Genomic DNA, 17,042 nt, shown 5'->3' with positions numbered 1-17,042 from the left:
CATGCTCAAGCACCGTGCCCTCTACCAGCCCGGACACGAACAAACAGCCTGACCAAGCCCACAGCCCTTGACCGAACAGATAGAAGCACCCCCCAACGAGATCCACCTGATGTTCACCGCCGACAAGTCCGGTGCGGGCATGACGACGGTGAGCAACTCCCGCAAGACCGGCAAGGACGCGGTCGCCATCGTCGTCCGCCCCAACGAGGCACAGGAGAACTGGATCGCATGCGCCGACTTCGACTTCTGAGATTCGCGAGGCTGCTTTCGGTAGCGGGCGGCTCGCTCGGCTGCACGGGTGCGCTGCTGTTCCTCTGCGGCGCACCCACGTAGGCCCACACCGCGCTCAAGACGGCGACACCGGCCCCCGGAGCCAAGGTCGGTGCGGGGACCAGCGTGGTCGCTTTCCTTCAACGACCTGATGTCCGGCATCGCACCGAAGATCAGCGCCGTCGGGCCCGACGGCACAGTCGTCCCTGCCGGTCAGCCGGGCGTCACCGACGACACGGCCTGCGCCGCAGTGTCCCCCTGCCCGCAGGCGTCATCACCCTCACCTACTCGATCACCGCGGGAGACGGGGACGCCCAGACCAACGCCTTCCAGTTCGAGGCCGTCGACAGCATCGAGCCGGCCGGCACCCCGTCCGCCTGCGCGGACCTCCGGAGGGCTGTCCGGCAGTCGATCCACCCGCACGCCCGAAACGGAGCCAGAACGTGCGCGAGCTCTACGACGGGACCGACTACGGCCCACTGCACGGCTGGCGCGGCGACGAGGAGGTGATCGCGGCAGTGCGCACGCTCATCACCGACGCGCTCGACGGCACGGCCGAGGACGTGCCGGAGGAGGCCTACCCCCTTCCCGAGGGCGTGGGGGCGGCAGTCACCATGGGCTACGACGAACAGGGCGCGCCGCATCCTCTCGTCTGGGTCCGCACGGACATCCCCAGCGGACTGCGGGCGGACCTGTGGGGCTACTGCGCCGCCCTGTCCGTCAGTTTCGACCGCGTGGATGTCGAACCTGACGCGGACGGGATCTACTACGTGGGGATGGAGCGTTCGCCGGTGACCGGTCCAGGTGTGGCACTGCTCGCGGCGCTCACGCTGCAGCGGATGGGCCGGCGCCCCGACGACTGTGCCTTCCCGCTCCTCGTGCCCCCCGCGGAGGAGGAAGCGGCAACGCCCTTGGCCGCGTGACGAGAACGCGCGCAGCCGACGTCGGGCGTGGTTCCGGCTGACCCGCCTCGTCGTGCGCTACCGCCTTCCGTGTCCGGTGACATCGCCGGGTAGGGAAGGCGGTGCGTGAAGGCGCACGACGGCACTGCGCCGCCTGGCGGGGTCCGGTGTCCAAAGTCGTAGCGCCATCAAGGTGCGATGGCGCGGCTACTCGTCCGCGCAGATGACATGGCGCAGAATTCGAAATTATGTTCGGAAATGGCTCGGGGAAGGGGTGGGGAATGATCTGCAACCTAGAGGTATCTGCCCTCTCGCCTGGCATTTTGCTTTCTCGCGGCCGAGTCGGTCCATCCACTCGTCGACTCTGCCGAGTTCCGTTGTCAGTGGTGGCCTCTACGGTTTCTTGTGGTTGGCGCGGAATGCCTGTGCACGGCTGCATGGCCGGGGTAATGAGAGGGCGGGGAGTATGGAGTTGGACTACGACCGTCTGGTCGCGCTGCGAAAGCAGAGCGCTGCTTGGCGGCTGCTGAAGGCCGACAATGCCGCGCTGATGCTGAGCTTCTTCAACAAGGTGTTCGTCGAGCAGGGGGCCCGTTCGATCGCCCGTGCGGAGCTTGTCGAACGGCTGGACGACGAGTTGTTCGCACTCAACGACCGGCTGGGGCAGGGCACGTTTCCCAAGTCCGCGAAGGCGTATCTGGACGACTGGTCGGGGCAGGGGATCGGCTGGCTGCGCACGTACTATCCGCCGGATTCGGACGAGGCGCACTATGACGCCACGGCTGCGGTCGAGAAAGCCATCGCGTGGGTCCGGTCGCTGGAAGAGCGTTCGTTCGTCGGTACGGAGTCGCGCCTGAACACGATCTTCGACCTGCTGCGGCAGATGACGTTCGGCACAGAAACCGACCCCGAGGCGCGGCTGGCGGAGCTCACCCGGCGACGGCATGAAATCGACCAGGAAATCGCGCGTGCTGAGGCCGGCGAGGTAGCAGTTCTGGAGAGCGCGGCGCTGCGGGACCGCTATCAGCAGGTGACGACGACGGCGCATGGGCTGCTGGCCGACTTCCGCGAGGTCGAGGCGAACTTCCGGGACCTCGACCGGGACCTGCGGAGCAAGATCGCCGCGTGGGACGGGGCCAAGGGCGAACTCCTGGACGAGGTGCTGGGCAGCCGCGAGAGCATCGCGGAGTCGGACCAGGGCCGGACCTTCCAGGCGTTCTACGACTTCCTCCTCGCCCCGAGCCGTCAGGACGAGCTCAAGAAGTTGCTGGCCGCGGTCGAGGCGATGGAGGCCATCGGCGAGCCCGATCCGAGGATGCGGCGCATGGTCCGGGACTGGCTGGAGGCCGCCGAACGCACCCAGATGACGGTGCGGCAGCTGTCGGATCAGCTGCGCCGGTTCCTGGACGACCAGGTGCGCTCGGAGGATCGCCGTGTGCTGCAGCTGGTGCGCGGTATCGAGGCACAGGCCCTGGCGTTGCGTGATGTGCCGGGCGTGGACCTGGTCGCCGGGATCGATGCGGCCGCTCCGGCCATCGTCCTGCCGATGGAGCGGCCTTTGTACGCGCCGGTGGTCAAGGCGGCGATCGACAGTACCGGGATCCATGCGGGGGACGAGGAGTTCACCGCCGACGCCTTGTTCGAGGCGGTGTATGTGGATCCGGCCAGGCTCACGGCCGCGGTGCACCGGGCGCTCGGCTCTCGTACCCAGGTGTCGTTGGCCGAGACGCTGCGCGAGTACCCCTTGGAGCAGGGGCTTGCCGAACTGGTCGCCTACTTCGCGCTGCCGGACGACGGTTTCACCACGGTGTTCGACGACCACCGCCAAGAAGAGATCACCTGGATCGGCGAGGACGACGCCCAGCAGATCGCCACCGTACCCGTGCTCACCTTCGCCCGCACCAGCCCCGGCATCGCCTGGGCGTCCGGCCCTGAGGAGGACCGATGACCACGCCGGCCACCCCCACCCCGCACCAGCCGCACACCCTCTCACTACCGGTGAACCAACTGCTCAAAGGACCGGTCTTCCGCGACCAGCACGAGCGGGCCTGGGACGCCCTGTTGCGTCACAGTGCCGACGTGAAGGACTACGTCGACGTCATGGGGCTGCGCGTGGTGATCGACGAGATGGAGGGATACGCCTTCCTCCAGTCGAAACCCGACGACGAAGACGACGTCGTTCGCGATCCCCGCATGGCGCCGCCGCGGCTGATGCCCCGCCGCTCGCTGTCCTACCCCGTCAGTCTGCTGGTCGTACTACTGCGCAAGCGGCTCGCCGAGTTCGACGCGGGCGCCGACGGCACCCGCCTGATGATCACCCGGGACGAGATCGTCGAGATGATCAGCACCTTCCTCCCGGCCGGCAGCAACGAGGCGCGCCTGATCGACCAGATCGACGGCCACATCAACAAGGTGGCGGACCTGCAGTTCCTGCGCCGCGCTCGCGGGCAGGAGCAGCTGTTCGAGGTGCAGCGGATCATCAAGGCCTTCGTCGACGGGCAGTGGCTCGCCGACTTCGAATCAAGCCTGGCCCGGTACGCGGCCACCCGCACTCCCCAGGAGGAGCAGCAGTGATCCCGGACCAGTCCGGCCCCGCCGGCAAGACCACCTCCACCGACCTGACGGCGGCCGGCTTCCGGCTGGAGCGTCTGGAGGTCTACAACTGGGGCACCTTCGACAAGCACGTGTGGTCGTTCGGCATCGGCGGCGCCAACGCCCTGCTGACCGGTGACATCGGCTCCGGCAAGTCCACCCTGGTGGATGCGATCACCACCCTGTTCATGCCCGCCCGCAAGATCGCCTACAACAAAGCTGCCGGCGCGGAGAGCGGTGAGCGCAGCCTGCGCTCCTATGTGCTGGGCCACTACAAGTCCGAACGCAACGAGACCACCGGGACGACCAAGCCGGTGGCGCTGCGCAAGCCGGGCAGCTACTCGGTCATCCTGGGCGTGTTCACCAACCCGGCACTGTCTTCGACCGTCACGCTGGGACAGGTGTTCTGGCTGGCCGACGCGAACGCCACCAGCCCCGAGCGGCTGTTCCTCGTCGCCGACCGGCCGCTGTCCGTCGCCGCGGACTTCGCCGACTTCGGCACCGAGGTGCGCGCGCTGAAGAAGCGCCTCGAAACGGGCGGTGTCCGTGTCCACAAGACGTTCCCGCCCTACAGCAAGGACTTCCGACGCCGGATGGGCATCGAGTCCGAGCAGGCACTGGAACTCTTCCATCAGACGGTGTCGATGAAGTCGGTGGGCAGCCTGGACGACTTCGTGCGCAGTCACATGCTCGAACCGTTCGATGCGGCGGCCATGACCGACAACATCGTCAGCCACTTCGACGCGCTGAGAACCACCTACAACTCCGTTCAGCGGGCCCGCGCCCAGATCGAGGCCCTCACTCCGCTGCTTGAGGACAGCGACGCCTACGAGGGCCTGACCGCACGCATAGAGGAGGCCGACGCCCAGCAGGCCGCCCTGCGGTACTTCATCGCCCAGCACATGGCGGTGCTGCACGAAGCCCTGCGCGCCGAGTCGGATCGGATGCTCGCCCGTCTGGACAGCGAGAAGAAGTCCGCGAAAGACGAACTGGAGCGGCTGCGGGACCAGGAGCGCCAGTGGGAGCTGCAGCGTGAGGGTTTGGGCGGCGGGCGCCTGAGCGAACTGGAGCGCCAGATCGAGGCGACGGAGAAGCAGCGCGCCGCTCAGGAGAAGCGCGCCCGCCAGCACGCCGCCCTGCTGGAGCAGGCCGAGCTGGCCCCGGTAACCGATCAGGCCCAGTTCACCGACCGACTGGAGGAGATCACCCAGGCCCAGCACGACGTCGCAGCGGTGACACAGAAGACGCGCACGGCCCTGGAGACACTCGCGGTCGAGGCTGCACAACTGAATCAGCAGGCCGAGGACCTCAACGCAGACCTGATCAGCCTGCGCTCGCGCCGCAGCAACATCCCGCGGAAGCAGCTGGAAGTACGTGCCCGCCTGAGCCGCGAACTCGGCATCGAGGAGAGCGCCCTGCCGTTCGCCGGCGAGCTCATTCAGGTCCGCGACGCGGAACAGGCATGGGCCGGAGCCGCCGAACGGCTGCTGCGCGGCTTCGCCGTGTCCCTCCTGGTCCCCGGCGACGAGTACGCCCGCGTCTCCGACTGGATCAACGACCACCACCTGGGAACGAAGCTGGTCTACTTCCGCGTCCCGGACAAACTCCCGCCGCGGCGCCAGCCCACCGGCGCGTCCACGGCGATGTTCACCAAGCTCGAAGTGCGCGACGACTCGCCGTTCGCCCCGTGGCTGGCCGGCGAGCTCGAACGCCGCGCCTCCCACACCTGCGTGCCGACCATGGAGGACTTCCGCCACGCCGAACTCGCCATCACCGTCCAAGGTTCGATCAAGGGAGCGCGGGGCCGTCACGAGAAGAACGACACCACCCACATCGAAGACCGCAGCACCTATGTGCTCGGCTGGACGAACCGGGCGAAGATCGAAGCCCTGCTGGATCAGGCCGGCCGGGTCCACGGCGCCCAACGCGAGCTGGAGAAGAAGAAGGCCGAGCTGGGAGCCGCCCACGAGGACGCCATCAGCCGTGACAAGGTCCTCGACCGGCTGGCGGCCATGCAGGACTACAGCGAGATCGACTGGCGATCCGCAGTACGACGCATCACCGAACTCACGGGCGAGAAGCAGCGTCTGCAGACCGACTCCCATGATCTGGACGAACTCACCCGCCGTCTCGCCCGGATCGCCGACGAAATCACCGAACAGGAAGCCGCTTACGAAAAGGCCAGCCAGGGCTGGGGCCGGGTCTGCGGCGAACGCGATACCGCCGAACGCGCCCGCGACGAGGCCCGCACCGTACTCGACGAACCGACCGCCCGCGAGGCACAGGCCCACTTCCCGGCCCTCGAACAGCGCCTGACCACAACCCGCCTGGCGTGCCGGACCGCGCAGGAGTGCACGCAGACCGAAAATCGGCTGCGGGAGGAGATGACGGCGCACAAACGCCGCTGGGCGCAGGAGCAGACACGTCTCGGCCAGACGATCGCCGCCCGGATGAGCTCCTTCCGCACGGCTTATCAGGTCGAGGCCGGCGAACTCGACGCCTCCGTCGCTTCCGTCCCCGGATACCGTGCCCTGCACCAGCAGCTCGTCGCCGACGACCTGCCGCGCTTCCAGGACCAGTTCCGCACCTACCTGAAGACCAACGTGATCCGCGAAATCGCCGGATTCCACGCGCAGTTGACCATCTGGGCCGACGAGATCGGCGACCGCATCCACACCATCAACGAGTCGCTGGCCGGCATCGACTACAACCCGGGCCGCTACATCATGCTCAAGCCTGAGCAGACGCCCAACACCGAGATCCGTGAGTTCACCGCGGAACTGCGCGCCTGCACCGACGACGTCCTGTCCGGCGATGACTCCGATCTCTACTCCGAGGAGAAGTTCCACCAGGTCCAGCACCTAATCGAACGCTTCAAGGGCCGACAAGGCCACGCGGACAGCGACCGCAGCTGGACCAAGCGCGTCACCGATGTGCGGTACTGGTTCGTCTTCAGCGCCAGCGAACGACGCCGCGAGGACGACTCCGAGTACGAGGTGTACTCCGACTCCGGCGGCAAGTCCGGAGGTCAGAAGGAGAAGCTCGCATACACCATCCTGGCCGCCTCCCTCGCCTACCAGTTCAAGCTCGACACGACCAGCAGCAGAAGCCGTACCTTCCGCTTCGTGGTCATCGACGAAGCCTTCGGACGCGGCTCGGAGGAATCCGCCCGCTTCGCCCTGGACCTCTTCAAGCGTCTGGGGCTGCAACTCCTCATCGTCACCCCACTGCAGAAGATCCACGTCATCGAGCCCTACGTGTCCGCCGTCGGCTTCGTCGACAACCCCACCGGACACCATTCGCGCCTGCGCACCCTGACCATCGCCCAATACCGCCGCGAACGCCTCGCCCATACCCTGGCGGTTCTGCAGCCCGCAGCCGGACCGGGAGACTGAGATGACGACGCATCAAAGCTCCCAATGGACTACGCCGCAGACTGTCCTCGAACGCCTCCGTAAACGCTGGAACACGGGTACCTATCTCACCCAACTCGCCGACGGGGCACCCTGGGAGCCCGTCGGGATTCCCCTGCGCGGCCCGAAGGCCGGCGACATCACCCGCCACTATGAAGAGGTCCTCGCCTGGACCGAATCGTGGGCACCCAGCGCACACCGGCACCTACGCATTGAATACCGCCGACTCGGCGGGCGCCTCGCGGGTGTGAACAGCATCCCCGACCGGGTCTGGATCGACGACCGCGACGGCCTCTGGCGCCTGCTCGGCGTGACCCCCTCGGTCGCCCGCTACCAAACCCTGCTGACCTCCACCCAGGAGTCACTGCCCGCGCTCATCGACTGGATGATCGCCCACCCCATGCAGGTCCTCCAGCGGGAAGCCGACTGGCCCCGCCTCCAGGCCACCATCCGCTGGATCGCCGACTACCGCGGCCCAGCCGTCTACCTGCGCCAGCTGGACGTACCCGGCGTGGACACCAAGTTCATCGAACGCCACCGCGCCATCCTGACCACCCTGCTTGAACAGTGCCTTCCCGACGACCGCATCGACACCGAAGCCGCACGCACAGACTTCGCCGCCCGCTTCCACTTCCTGCACAAGCCCGCCTACCTGCGGTTCCGCATGCTCGGGGGCGAGTCGCCGACGGGCTTCAGCGAACTCACGGTCCGCGCCGATGAGCTCACCGCCCCGCCGCCCGGCATCACGGCCGTGTACGTCGTCGAGAACGAAACCACCTACCTCGCCTTCCCCGACCAGCCCCACAGCATCGTGATCCACGGCGGCGGCTACGCCGTCACCCAACTGTCCGCCCTGAACTGGCTGCACGGCATACGCCTCGTGTACTGGGGCGACCTGGACACCCACGGGTTCACCATCCTCGACCGGCTGCGTCAGGCCTTTCCGCACACGCAGTCCATCCTGATGAACCGGGACACTCTCCTGGAGCACCGCAGCCAGTGGGTGAAGGAAGACGCCCCCACCCACCAGCCTCTCGGCACGCTCACTCCGGACGAGGCCGATGTCTACGACAGCCTCGTGGACGGCGAGTTCGGCCCCAACGTACGACTCGAACAAGAACGCGTGCGGTTCCACCTGCTCGAAGAGGCCCTTAACGAGCTCCGCTAGGCACCGCACACACCGCCAGCTGGCTTGTCGGCGCCGATGAAGGGGCAGGTTCATCGAACCGCGGCGAGCAGTTCCTGATGCCTGGCGAGAGCCGTTGCGCGAAGGAGATCACGGAACTCGTCGGTCACTGTCCCACGGGTCTTCAAGGCATGACAGTTCGGGCACAGAGCGATCATGACCTCAGGAAGATCCGCGCCCCCCTTGGCGTGATCGTCTATGTGATCCACTTCCAACAGGAAGGAGCCATTGCGGCTGAATGCCGAGGTATAGCGGGGATCAGGGCAACGAGGGTTCTCGCAGCCCCCTTGGCTGCGCTCAAGCACCGCATGACGGGATGCGACGATGCGGCTCAGCCGCTGACCACCTCGGGGCAGGCGGCGGTGGCTCTTGCCGTCTCGCACGGCACGCTCCGCCCGGGCATTCAGCTCCGCGTAGCGCAGAGCCGGATCCGGATCTGCCATGCGACGCAGCAGGGCAACGGTCATCCTGCAGCGATCGAGTGCGTCGGTGGCCGGTTCTTCGGTCGGCAGCGCGAAGTGACCGGCGGCCAAGTCCCAGTTATTGTCGAACTCGCCGTGGCGCAGACGTGCGCACTCCCAGCGGCTTCCGTTCAACTTCGTGAGTGCGGTCGCGGTGTCCGGCCACAGGGCACCGTGGGGGAGGCCGTCCCGTAGCCAGGCGTACTCCAGCCCCGCGTAGATCGCGGCGTACTGGAGGTTGCGTCCGTAGGTGACGACGCGCTTGCCCTGGAGTCTGCGCAGCAGGGTGTCGGCTACCTCGCGGAAACGGGGGGCGGCTTCGAGGTCCGCAGGGCCGGCAGGGCCTAGTCGAAGCTGCCGCAGGAATGTCGCATCCCACTCGGGGTTGATGAATTGATGCCATCTCTTGTGGCCGCCGGTCGAGGTGAGTGCTATCTCATAGGGCACGGCCCGTTCCAGGGGCGGGGTGGACGGAGCGGGTGACCCGAGGGCTCTGACGGCCAGAATGACCGCATCGGGGTCGTCGAGGACGCCCCGCGCCCAACGGATCGCAGCATGGCGGATGGCTTGGGCTTCGTCGGCGTCGGGTGGCGCCGAGAAGGGGACAGCTTGGTCCGCGCGGTAGACAGGCGACGGCGGATATACGGTCTCTTCCCATCCCTGCGTCGTGCGCCCGGTGCTCGTGGTCACCCCGGCGACGGCGACCAGCTGCGGAGGCCCGAGCACGTAGGCGTCGGGGCGAAAGAGGTTGGACGCGCGCAGCCCTGCGGCCTTGAGCCGTCCCGCGGACTTCAACCCTTTCGGTAGCCGAGGGTAGCGCTGAAGCAGGCCCCTCAGGACGTCGTTCGGCTGTGCGTCCGGATTCTGGACGTAGACCGGCGCGCCGAACCCGGCGGGGGTGGCGCCGCACAGCACATGTTGCTCACCCTCGGGGCTGAACGAGACGGCATCGAACTGTACGGACATGTGAGGCTGGTGACTCCATGGCGACGGAAGAGGACCTGGAGTGAATCTAACCTGACAGGCTCGTGGCCTGAACTGTTGTGGCCCGGTCAAGGTCCTTTTCACATGAGCGTTGGCTCCGAGCCTGCGCCTTCGGTTCTCCGAAGCAGAGCGCGTGTCGTGGGTCGTCGGACGGCACCGCGCAGTCCGCGGGCGGGCCGAACCAGTCGAGGAAGACCTTCTGGCGACCAACCGGCCAGGCGCGCGACGGGTTCCGCCAAGCCGAGGCGGGTGGGAGGTGCCAGCGATCTCGGCGCAGACGTCACGGTATGGGACGGCGACGACCGCCTGGTGATCCTGCAGTGCAAGCAGTACCCCAGTCCCGTCGGCTCCGTTCACGTACAGCAGTTCAACGGAATCGTCGGGTCCCATCATGGAGCGGACGCCCATCATGATCGCGTTGAACGGCTTCACGCAGCCAGCGACGGACTTCGCCCCAGGCACGCGCTCCTTCTCGTGAGCCGTCGGGAGTTGAGGCTCTGGGCTCACGGCAGCACCATTACGACATCCTGGGCATCGAGAGTACGGCGTAGCGTACGGACCACACGAATCTGCTGCCTTGCGCAGGCGACAGACCCGGACAGTCAGGTCCGAGTCCTGGTTCACGGATGGGTGGTGCCTGAAGCAAACCAGTCGTGGAGCGTGGATTCTGCCCCTTCGGGGAGATCATTGATGAACACCACTGCAAGGCTGCGCTGGGCTCGCGAGCAGCACACGTAGAACAGGTTACGCGAGCGTTCGGTCCGGTCAGGTTTGTCAGTACCGGCGAGCATCTTGCCGATGTTGTACCGGTTCCAGGCGCTGTCGTCGACCACCACGACGACGTTCTCGAATTCGTCGCCTTTGACACCGTGCTGGGTGGAGAAGGGTGTGAGTTCGTCGATGAAGTGAGTGACGCTGATGACCTCCCGGTAGGGCACGTTGCGGAGGTTGTTCGAGAAGTCCGCTCGTCGTTGGTCGCGCTCGTCCAGGTCCTTTGCGGTTCGCCGGCGTTCGAGGTCTTTGAGCTTTCCCGGTATGGCGAGGAGGCGGCCGTCGGCCATCAGGTCGAGCACATCCCCAACGGTGCCGGTCGTGCGCATGGCGTCAAGGGCACGGATCGCTTCGCTGATGGCGCGTTTGTGGGCATGGGTGGTGATGCGGGTTCGTCCCTCGTCCAGCAGGCTGGTGAGTTCGGCGAAGTCGTTGTTGCGGAAGGCTGTGCACACGGCCTCGATCCGTGTGAGGTACTGGATGTAGGGCTCGTTGCGTGCCATGAGGTCGTCGGGGCCGTAGCGGCCCAGCTGCCGGTACTGTTCGAGGAGGTTGGCGTACTCCAGGGTGCCGGCGATCCCTCGGTGGGTGAGCAGCAGGTATTTGCTGTTCTCTCGCGTCCAGCCGTTGCGGGCCAGTGTTGCTTCTGCGGCGGTGAGTCGCTCCGGGCCGGCCGGGATGCCGCTGTTGAGGAACAGATGGACCTCACCTGTCTGCTGGCTACCGACAGGGTCCTGTATGAGCTCGGGGCGCATCCGATTGAGCACCTCGACGACGGGAGGCGAGCACCGGTAGTTCTCGTGCTTGGTGATCTCGGTGAGCAGCCCAGGCCGTTTCACCGCTCCGACACCGGACTCGTAGATCTTCTGCATGGAGTCGCCGAAGAGGCCGACCACGCATTCCTCTCGCCCGGCGCCCGCCAGGTGGTCCAGCAGGAGTTGGATCGTCTTGGGTGAGGTGTCCTGGTACTCGTCGACGAAGATGACCGGGTACGTGCTGGTGATGATGCGTATGAGCTTGGAGTGGGTCTTGACGAGGCGCAGTGACAGCGCGATGACGTCGTCGTGGGAGATGCGTCCTTCCCTCAGCCTCCGCCCGCGGTCGGAATACTCGATGGCCGGGGGAGTGGTGACTTCGTCGAGGTCTTCGGGCTTGGCCAGGTCCTTGTTGTAGTCGAGGATCTGCTGCCAGAGTTCGCGCTGGTAGAGCTGGATCGCCTGCCAGAGGAATTCGTGGATGGTGGCGACGTCGACGAGTGGGTCTGCGGCGATGCGTTCGACGATCTTCTTCTTGGCGACGTTCGTGTACGTGATGCAGGCGATCCGCCGGCCGTTTGCCTCCAGGCCGGCGCGTTGGTGGGTGAGGAGGTGCTGCAGGGTGCGCACGAGGGTGGTCGTCTTGCCCGCGCCGGCCCCTGCTTCGACGAGGAAGCTGCGCCGGGCCTTCAGTTCTATTGCGACGGCTTTGAGTGTGTCTAGGCGAGCCACTGCAGTCCTTCGGCGATGTAGCGGGGAACGGCCCAGTCCTCTAGGAGCATGACGTCGAAGGCGAAGTCGGTCTTGTGGTCGCTGAGATGCTGGGCGATGTCGTATGCCTTGGCCTCGATGTCGTCGGCGGAGGGGTCGGCCCCGACCTCTTTGACGAAGGCCGCTTTCAGCGCGAGCTGACGGAAGTCACGGGCGAGAGGTTCTGCGTTGGCGATGATGAAGGCGTCCTCGAAGCTCCGCGCGCAGACTCCCGAGTCTCTTTCGGGGACCTGGTAGGCGACGCGGACGTGTCCCTGCTCCTTGTCGGCCGCGTCGGTGGCGAGCAGTTCGGCGATACTGGACTCTGCGGGCAGCCAGTTCTTGAGCGTCGAATTCGCGGTGACGGTGGGCCCCTGGCTGGGGGGACAGGCCTTACGGTGTCGGGGGCACACGGAGTCGATGTCGGTAATGACGAGGGTCTTGACGTTAAGGAAGGTCAGAAGTTCGCGGAAGCGGACGGCATAGGCGTCGCCGACCTCGATGACCGACACGTACTGGTGCAGGAGTTCTTTGGCGCACCGTTTCGCCATCTCGGGGAGGAGCAGGCGTTCTGCGGTTCCCTCGATGAGGATCACCTTGTCGGCGAAGAACATGTCGCACCGGTGTAAGACCATGTACTGGCGCAGGAAGCGCAAGGTCTCGTCGCCCTGAGGGGTGGCCTTGACATTGGCCTGGAAGGTCGACAGGTCCTTGACCGTGAGCTGTGGCCCGGAACGGTCGAAGTAGCGCACGGTGTGAAAGCCGCTGCTGGCGACGATGTGGGAGGAGTGCGTGGTGATGATCACCTGCACTTTCCATCCCGTCTTACGTTCGATGAAGTCCTGGATGTTCTTGATGAACGTCTCCTGCATCTGGGGATGCAGGTGGGCTTCCGGTTCCTCGATGAACAGCACCTGCAGCGCCGGTTTCGGCGTGGTGCGTTCGTAGGTCTGGTGAAAGCTGATGACCTGCAGGATCGTGAAGATCAGCTTGCTGTAGCCCAGCCCGTTGTGGCCTTCGGGGAGATGGAAGTCGTCATCCCCGGAGGGGTACTGGATGCGGGTGCTGCCGCGCAGGATTCCTGAGGCCTCGATGAGGGAGACGATGCGGGGCTTCTGAACCGGGGTGATGGTGCCTACCCCGAAGGTGCGCAGGTCTTCGAAGATGGGGTCGAACAGGGCGGCGTAGTTGTCGTCGAGCTGCTTCGAGGCGGATTCCAGGGCTGTCTCAATCTGCTCGATGCTCTGGTGGCGGTCTTCGTGCCCACTGTTGACCTTGTAGTAGGCCTCGAACGTCTTCGACAGGGTGCGGGCCTTGTCGCCCGGGGTGTCGTCCACCTTGGTCTGCGCGTAGACGAACTTGACCGACAAAATGGACTCAGCAGTGCCCCGCTTGATGTCCTTGCGGACGTTCTCGTCCAGCGGGCTGACCCCTCGATAGGCCGGGGCGAAGTGGTCCGAGAAGTTCTTGCGGAGCCACTTGATGCGGTCGAACGGCTGCCGCTGGCTGGCCGACCAGAAGTCCTTCAGGAAGTCGTGCGGGCGCGCCGCCTCCAGCGCCGCCTCGATCTTGACCTCGAAGCAGGCGTCGTTCAGATCGAGGATCACTCCGGTGAGCGGAGCAAGGTCGTCCTCCTCCGCGTACTCGATGGTGAGGACCAGTCGGATGGCGGGGACGAGGTCGTAGGCCTTGGCCAGCAGCTCCTCGCTCGTCTCGGTGTCGCCTTGGGCAGCGTGCGTCTGTGCCTCGCCGAAGATCTGCCGGGCCTGCTCGATGTCGGCGATACGGCAGGTGGAGAAGTCCTCCAGGACGAACCTCGTGTCCTCCTCACCGAAGAACTTCTCGAAGAGATTGACGAACGACGTCTTGCCGCTGTTGTTGCGTCCGACGATGAGAGTGGCCTTGGGATCAACCCGGACATCCACCCTCTCCAGGGCGCGAAAGTTGATCACTTCGGCATGGGTCAGCTGCATCGCACTCCCGACGTCGTTCCCAACCCCACCTCCCGGGGCGGCATACGCCTGCGACTACCGAGAGTCAGAGCAGTATCTGATACGGAAGGGACAGAGGTGCCCACTTGGCTCAAAGTGGTCAATGATCTGACAGATTACATACGTTTCTGTCTTGGCTGATCGATTTCGGTCGCTGGGTGCCGGGCTGTGCCTTCACGCGTCGGTGAAGGCAATTCGGCCGACACCGCTCATCCAACCCAGCGCACAGCGTCCGGGTTCACAGGCCACCGTGGGCCAAGCGGTTCCAGCGCAAGATCGTCTGGTGCCCGGTCACGGCGCTTCGACCTTGGGCGGTTTGAGGTCGGGTGGGTAGCCCTTGGCGCGGAGGAAGGCGTCGATGGCGAGGGTGACGATGTCGCCGTGGGGGATGTTGCTGTCTGCGTTGTAGCGGCGGATGCGGTGTTGGAGTTGGAGGGCGTTGGGAACGGCGTAGTTGAGCTGTCCGCGGCGGGTGTGGCGGTTGCTGATGATTGCCTGTGTGTCGGGGTGTGGGCTGAAGGGGTCGTCGGTGGGCCCGGGCAGGGCTTCGAGGACATCCGCGAGGTCGCGCAGGAGCCGGATGTGGTGGGTGTGGTCGGGCATGAGGTGCTCCGGGTGCTGCGACTAGGCGGATAGTGATCCGCCTAGTCGGCTATTGGGCTAGTGGAATAGTCGGCCGGGTGGGCGCGGTCCCGCGGAACCGCGCCCACCCGGTGCCGTGCGTGGTGAGGCGTGGGGGGTCAGAAGCCTCGGGTGGTGAGCCACTCGTCCATCGCGACGGCGACGATGTCACCGATGGGCAGGTGGTCGAGTTCGTTGTCCAGGGCGAAGCGCTTGATCCGCCGCTTCAGCTTCAGCGCAGCCGGCACGGATGAGTCGAAACTCTCCCTGGTGATGACGCGCTGATTGAGAAGGACGGCGACGTCGGGAATGTCTCTGGGACGGCCGGGGCCTTGCGCCCACGGCGCGCCCTCACTGGGCGCTTCGCTCGATGGAGCTGCCTGGTAGTGCCCAGGCGCCAGCTCAGCACCCTGCACGGGAAAGACCGCAGCCCCTGCCACCGAAGGCGTCGCCGGACGGACCGCTATCTCAGCGGCCGGAACCGCACCGGGAACTTCGATGCTGGAGGGCTCCTGCCCCGGGGGCTGCTCGCCATGGGCAGGGGCGGCTGTCACTGGATCCTCAACTGTGACGGGGCCCGAACCGGACGTGGTACCAGCCGCTCCAGACCACTGACCCCCGTCCGCTTCCCGGGCGGTACCACTCGGCGGATTGGCAGCAGCCGCGTCCGCGACAGCCGGCGGAGCGTCCGACCTCATGACGTCCGTCACCGAATCTGCTCCGACAGGCGCGGGCACGACGGCAGAATGGGCCCGGAGCGCGGTCTCGGGCGCCTGGGCCGTAGCACGTGTGGCGGGCTGCTCGGCGGCGTACTGCTCGGGGGTGAGTTCGGCGGCCGGGGGAGGGGGCGGCGGGGCCGCCTTCCTGGCTCCGCCCAAGGTGCGACCGCCGGTGCGGCGGGCCGGCGGCTTCGGCCTGTCGTTCTTCTCGGTCATGCCTGGGTCAGCTCCTTCATCAGGTTGGCGTACTCGCTCAGTTCGGTCGGGATCTCGCCGAAGGCCTCCATGTAGTGCACCCAGGCGTGGATGGTGGTCTCGGCGAGTGGGAACGCCTCGTCGCGGTCGGGGCCGATGCCCTCGCCCTTGACGGGGTCGAGGAGCTGGTCCTTGGCGTTGCGGGGCAGGCTGGTGCGGTCGTCGGCCTTGACCATGACGACGTGGGCGGTGACGCCGTGTTCGTTGCGGGCGGCGGCGCGTTCGGCCTCGTCGAAGGTGGCGACGAGCTTGCGGCGCTCGATCTTGGTGGGGGCGACCGGCACGAGCAGCAGGTTCGCCTCGGTGACGGCCTCGTGGAAGATCCGGGCGCTGCCGCCGCCGGCGTCGACCACGATCGCGCCGAACTCGGCGCGCTTGGTGCGGATGTACTCGGCGATGTCGTCGAACGGGTACCGCTCGACCACCAGGTTGGCGGGGATCTCGAAGCCGGCGGCCTGGGCGACCTTGAACCAGTCGTAGGCGGACTGGCTGGTGGCGTCGGCGTCCAGCAGCAGCGTCGGGGTGCCGAGGACGACGGCGTAGTAGAGGGCGATGAACCAGGCGGAGGTGGTCTTGCCGGTGCCGCCCTTGAGCATGCCGACGACGATGACGAAGGCGTCCCAGGCGCTTGGTGTGGCCGTGGCCAGGGTCTTGTGGCGGGTGTTCTCGTTCACGTGTGCTTGATCTCCTGAAGTGGAAGCGATGTTGACTCGTACGGTCGGGTAGGCACTGGGGGTACCGGGAGGTGCCCGTGCGCTGTGGCTGGGGTGGGGATGGCCTTCGGGCAGGTGCTGCGGCTGGCGGACACGGCGGGCGGAGCGATTGAGATCGCGGTTGGGTGCGCTCATGGCCCTTCGCCTTCACGGCGAGTGGGGCCGTGGTGGTGCTGCGGACGCATAGGGGTGCCTACCTGGTGCAGGAGCCGGTAGACGGTGGCGGGGGAGTAGTTGCACTGCTCGGCGAGTTCCGGGACCGTGGCTCCGGCTTCGTACCGGGTGCGCAGGGACAGGGCGACCTTGTGCCGCTCGGCGGCCCGGGCTGCGGCGCGCATCCGCACCGTCTGCTGGGTGGTGCGCACGGCACCGCCGGCCTCGATCAGCAGGCGCCGGGCACCGCGCCGCGTCTCTCCCGCCGCCGCGGCGAGTTCGGAGAGAGTTGCGCCGTGCTTCTCGTAGAGGGTGCGGAGGTGGGCCGCGAGTCGCTGGCGGGCTTGTGGGTTCTGGCGCATCCGGCGGGTCTGCCAGGAGGTGCGCATGGCGGTCCCGGCGTCGTGGAGTCGGTTGAGGACGGTGCCGTAGGACAGGCCGCTGGCGGCGACGAGTTCGTCGACCGTGGCACCGGACTCGTACTGCTCGCGCAGGGCCTTGGGCGT

General features: G+C 66.6%; 14 protein-coding genes and 1 pseudogene. 8 read left to right on the top strand and 7 right to left on the bottom strand.

Going from position 1 to position 17,042, the window contains the following annotated elements; translation table 11 throughout:
* Positions 1-67: 67 nt before the first annotated feature.
* The 7 genes and pseudogenes from ABZ464_RS51030 (at position 68) to ABZ464_RS51000 (ending at position 8,345) form a co-directional block, all read left to right on the top strand.
* Complete coding sequence (locus ABZ464_RS51030; protein ID WP_359289672.1) at positions 68-250, top strand: hypothetical protein; 183 nt, start codon at positions 68-70, stop codon at positions 248-250.
* A gap of 98 nt (positions 251-348) precedes the next feature.
* Positions 349-780, top strand: a pseudogene (locus ABZ464_RS51025) (hypothetical protein); the annotation flags it as partial.
* Positions 714-1,193: a hypothetical protein gene (locus tag ABZ464_RS51020; protein WP_359289670.1), complete on the top strand. Its 480-nt coding sequence runs from the start codon at positions 714-716 to the stop codon at positions 1,191-1,193. The pseudogene ABZ464_RS51025 and the gene ABZ464_RS51020, both read left to right, overlap by 67 nt.
* 451 nt (positions 1,194-1,644) lie before the next feature.
* Complete coding sequence (locus ABZ464_RS51015) at positions 1,645-3,120, top strand: DUF3375 domain-containing protein (protein WP_359289668.1); 1,476 nt, start codon at positions 1,645-1,647, stop codon at positions 3,118-3,120.
* Positions 3,117-3,746, top strand: a complete 630-nt coding sequence (locus ABZ464_RS51010; protein ID WP_359289666.1) for a DUF4194 domain-containing protein — start codon at positions 3,117-3,119, stop codon at positions 3,744-3,746. The genes ABZ464_RS51015 and ABZ464_RS51010 overlap by 4 nt, the downstream gene beginning before the upstream one ends.
* Complete coding sequence (locus ABZ464_RS51005; protein ID WP_359289664.1) at positions 3,743-7,159, top strand: ATP-binding protein; 3,417 nt, start codon at positions 3,743-3,745, stop codon at positions 7,157-7,159. The genes ABZ464_RS51010 and ABZ464_RS51005 overlap by 4 nt, the downstream gene beginning before the upstream one ends.
* Before the next feature lies 1 nt (position 7,160).
* Positions 7,161-8,345: a Wadjet anti-phage system protein JetD domain-containing protein gene (locus tag ABZ464_RS51000; protein ID WP_359289662.1), complete on the top strand. Its 1,185-nt coding sequence runs from the start codon at positions 7,161-7,163 to the stop codon at positions 8,343-8,345.
* 50 nt (positions 8,346-8,395) lie between these two features.
* Here the strand turns inward: ABZ464_RS51000 and ABZ464_RS50995 are convergent, their stop codons facing one another.
* Entirely contained in the window at positions 8,396-9,790 is a 1,395-nt protein-coding gene (locus tag ABZ464_RS50995) for an HNH endonuclease (RefSeq protein ID WP_359004489.1), read from the bottom strand.
* On the opposite strand from ABZ464_RS50995, the gene ABZ464_RS50990 reads away from it, so the two are divergent.
* On the top strand, positions 9,740-10,546 hold the full coding sequence (locus ABZ464_RS50990; protein WP_359289660.1) for a restriction endonuclease: 807 nt from the start codon (positions 9,740-9,742) through the stop codon (positions 10,544-10,546). The genes ABZ464_RS50995 and ABZ464_RS50990 overlap by 51 nt on opposite strands.
* On the opposite strand, the gene ABZ464_RS50985 is transcribed toward ABZ464_RS50990, so the two are convergent.
* From ABZ464_RS50985 to ABZ464_RS50960, 6 genes are all read right to left on the bottom strand, one after another.
* Positions 10,429-12,066, bottom strand: coding sequence for an ATP-dependent helicase (locus tag ABZ464_RS50985; protein WP_359289657.1), 1,638 nt, complete (start codon positions 12,064-12,066; stop codon positions 10,429-10,431). The genes ABZ464_RS50990 and ABZ464_RS50985 overlap by 118 nt on opposite strands.
* A complete protein-coding gene (locus ABZ464_RS50980; protein ID WP_359289655.1) occupies positions 12,054-14,057 on the bottom strand; it encodes an ATP-dependent endonuclease in 2,004 nt (667 codons plus the stop codon). The genes ABZ464_RS50985 and ABZ464_RS50980 overlap by 13 nt, the downstream gene beginning before the upstream one ends.
* Positions 14,058-14,366: 309 nt before the next feature.
* Positions 14,367-14,678, bottom strand: a complete 312-nt coding sequence (locus ABZ464_RS50975; RefSeq protein WP_359000547.1) for a hypothetical protein — start codon at positions 14,676-14,678, stop codon at positions 14,367-14,369.
* A gap of 137 nt (positions 14,679-14,815) precedes the next feature.
* Entirely contained in the window at positions 14,816-14,944 is a 129-nt protein-coding gene (locus tag ABZ464_RS50970; protein WP_277820415.1) for a hypothetical protein, read from the bottom strand.
* Between the two features lie 683 nt (positions 14,945-15,627).
* Positions 15,628-16,344, bottom strand: a complete 717-nt coding sequence (locus ABZ464_RS50965) for a ParA family protein (protein ID WP_359289653.1) — start codon at positions 16,342-16,344, stop codon at positions 15,628-15,630.
* A 170-nt stretch (positions 16,345-16,514) separates the two neighbouring features.
* The coding region (locus ABZ464_RS50960; protein WP_359289651.1) for a helix-turn-helix domain containing protein at positions 16,515-17,042 on the bottom strand (528 nt) is incomplete at its 5' end.

It is taken from the genome of Streptomyces sp. NPDC005820, assembly GCF_040630255.1.
Taxonomy (GTDB): domain Bacteria; phylum Actinomycetota; class Actinomycetes; order Streptomycetales; family Streptomycetaceae; genus Streptomyces.
The sequence above is the reverse complement of the archived record's forward strand: the minus strand, read 5'-3'. Positions and strand labels throughout refer to the sequence as shown.

Bases quoted from the DNA above. Each gene is read 5' to 3' on its own strand.
- ABZ464_RS51000 (WP_359289662.1), top strand. From the start codon at position 7,161: ATGACGACGCATCAAAGCTCCCAATGGACTACGCCGCAGACTGTCCTC.
- ABZ464_RS50975 (WP_359000547.1), bottom strand. From the start codon at position 14,678: ATGCCCGACCACACCCACCACATCCGGCTCCTGCGCGACCTCGCGGAT.
- ABZ464_RS51010 (WP_359289666.1), top strand. From the start codon at position 3,117: ATGACCACGCCGGCCACCCCCACCCCGCACCAGCCGCACACCCTCTCA.
- ABZ464_RS50980 (WP_359289655.1), bottom strand. From the start codon at position 14,057: ATGCAGCTGACCCATGCCGAAGTGATCAACTTTCGCGCCCTGGAGAGG.
- ABZ464_RS50990 (WP_359289660.1), top strand. From the start codon at position 9,740: ATGTTGCTCACCCTCGGGGCTGAACGAGACGGCATCGAACTGTACGGA.
- ABZ464_RS50995 (WP_359004489.1), bottom strand. From the start codon at position 9,790: ATGTCCGTACAGTTCGATGCCGTCTCGTTCAGCCCCGAGGGTGAGCAA.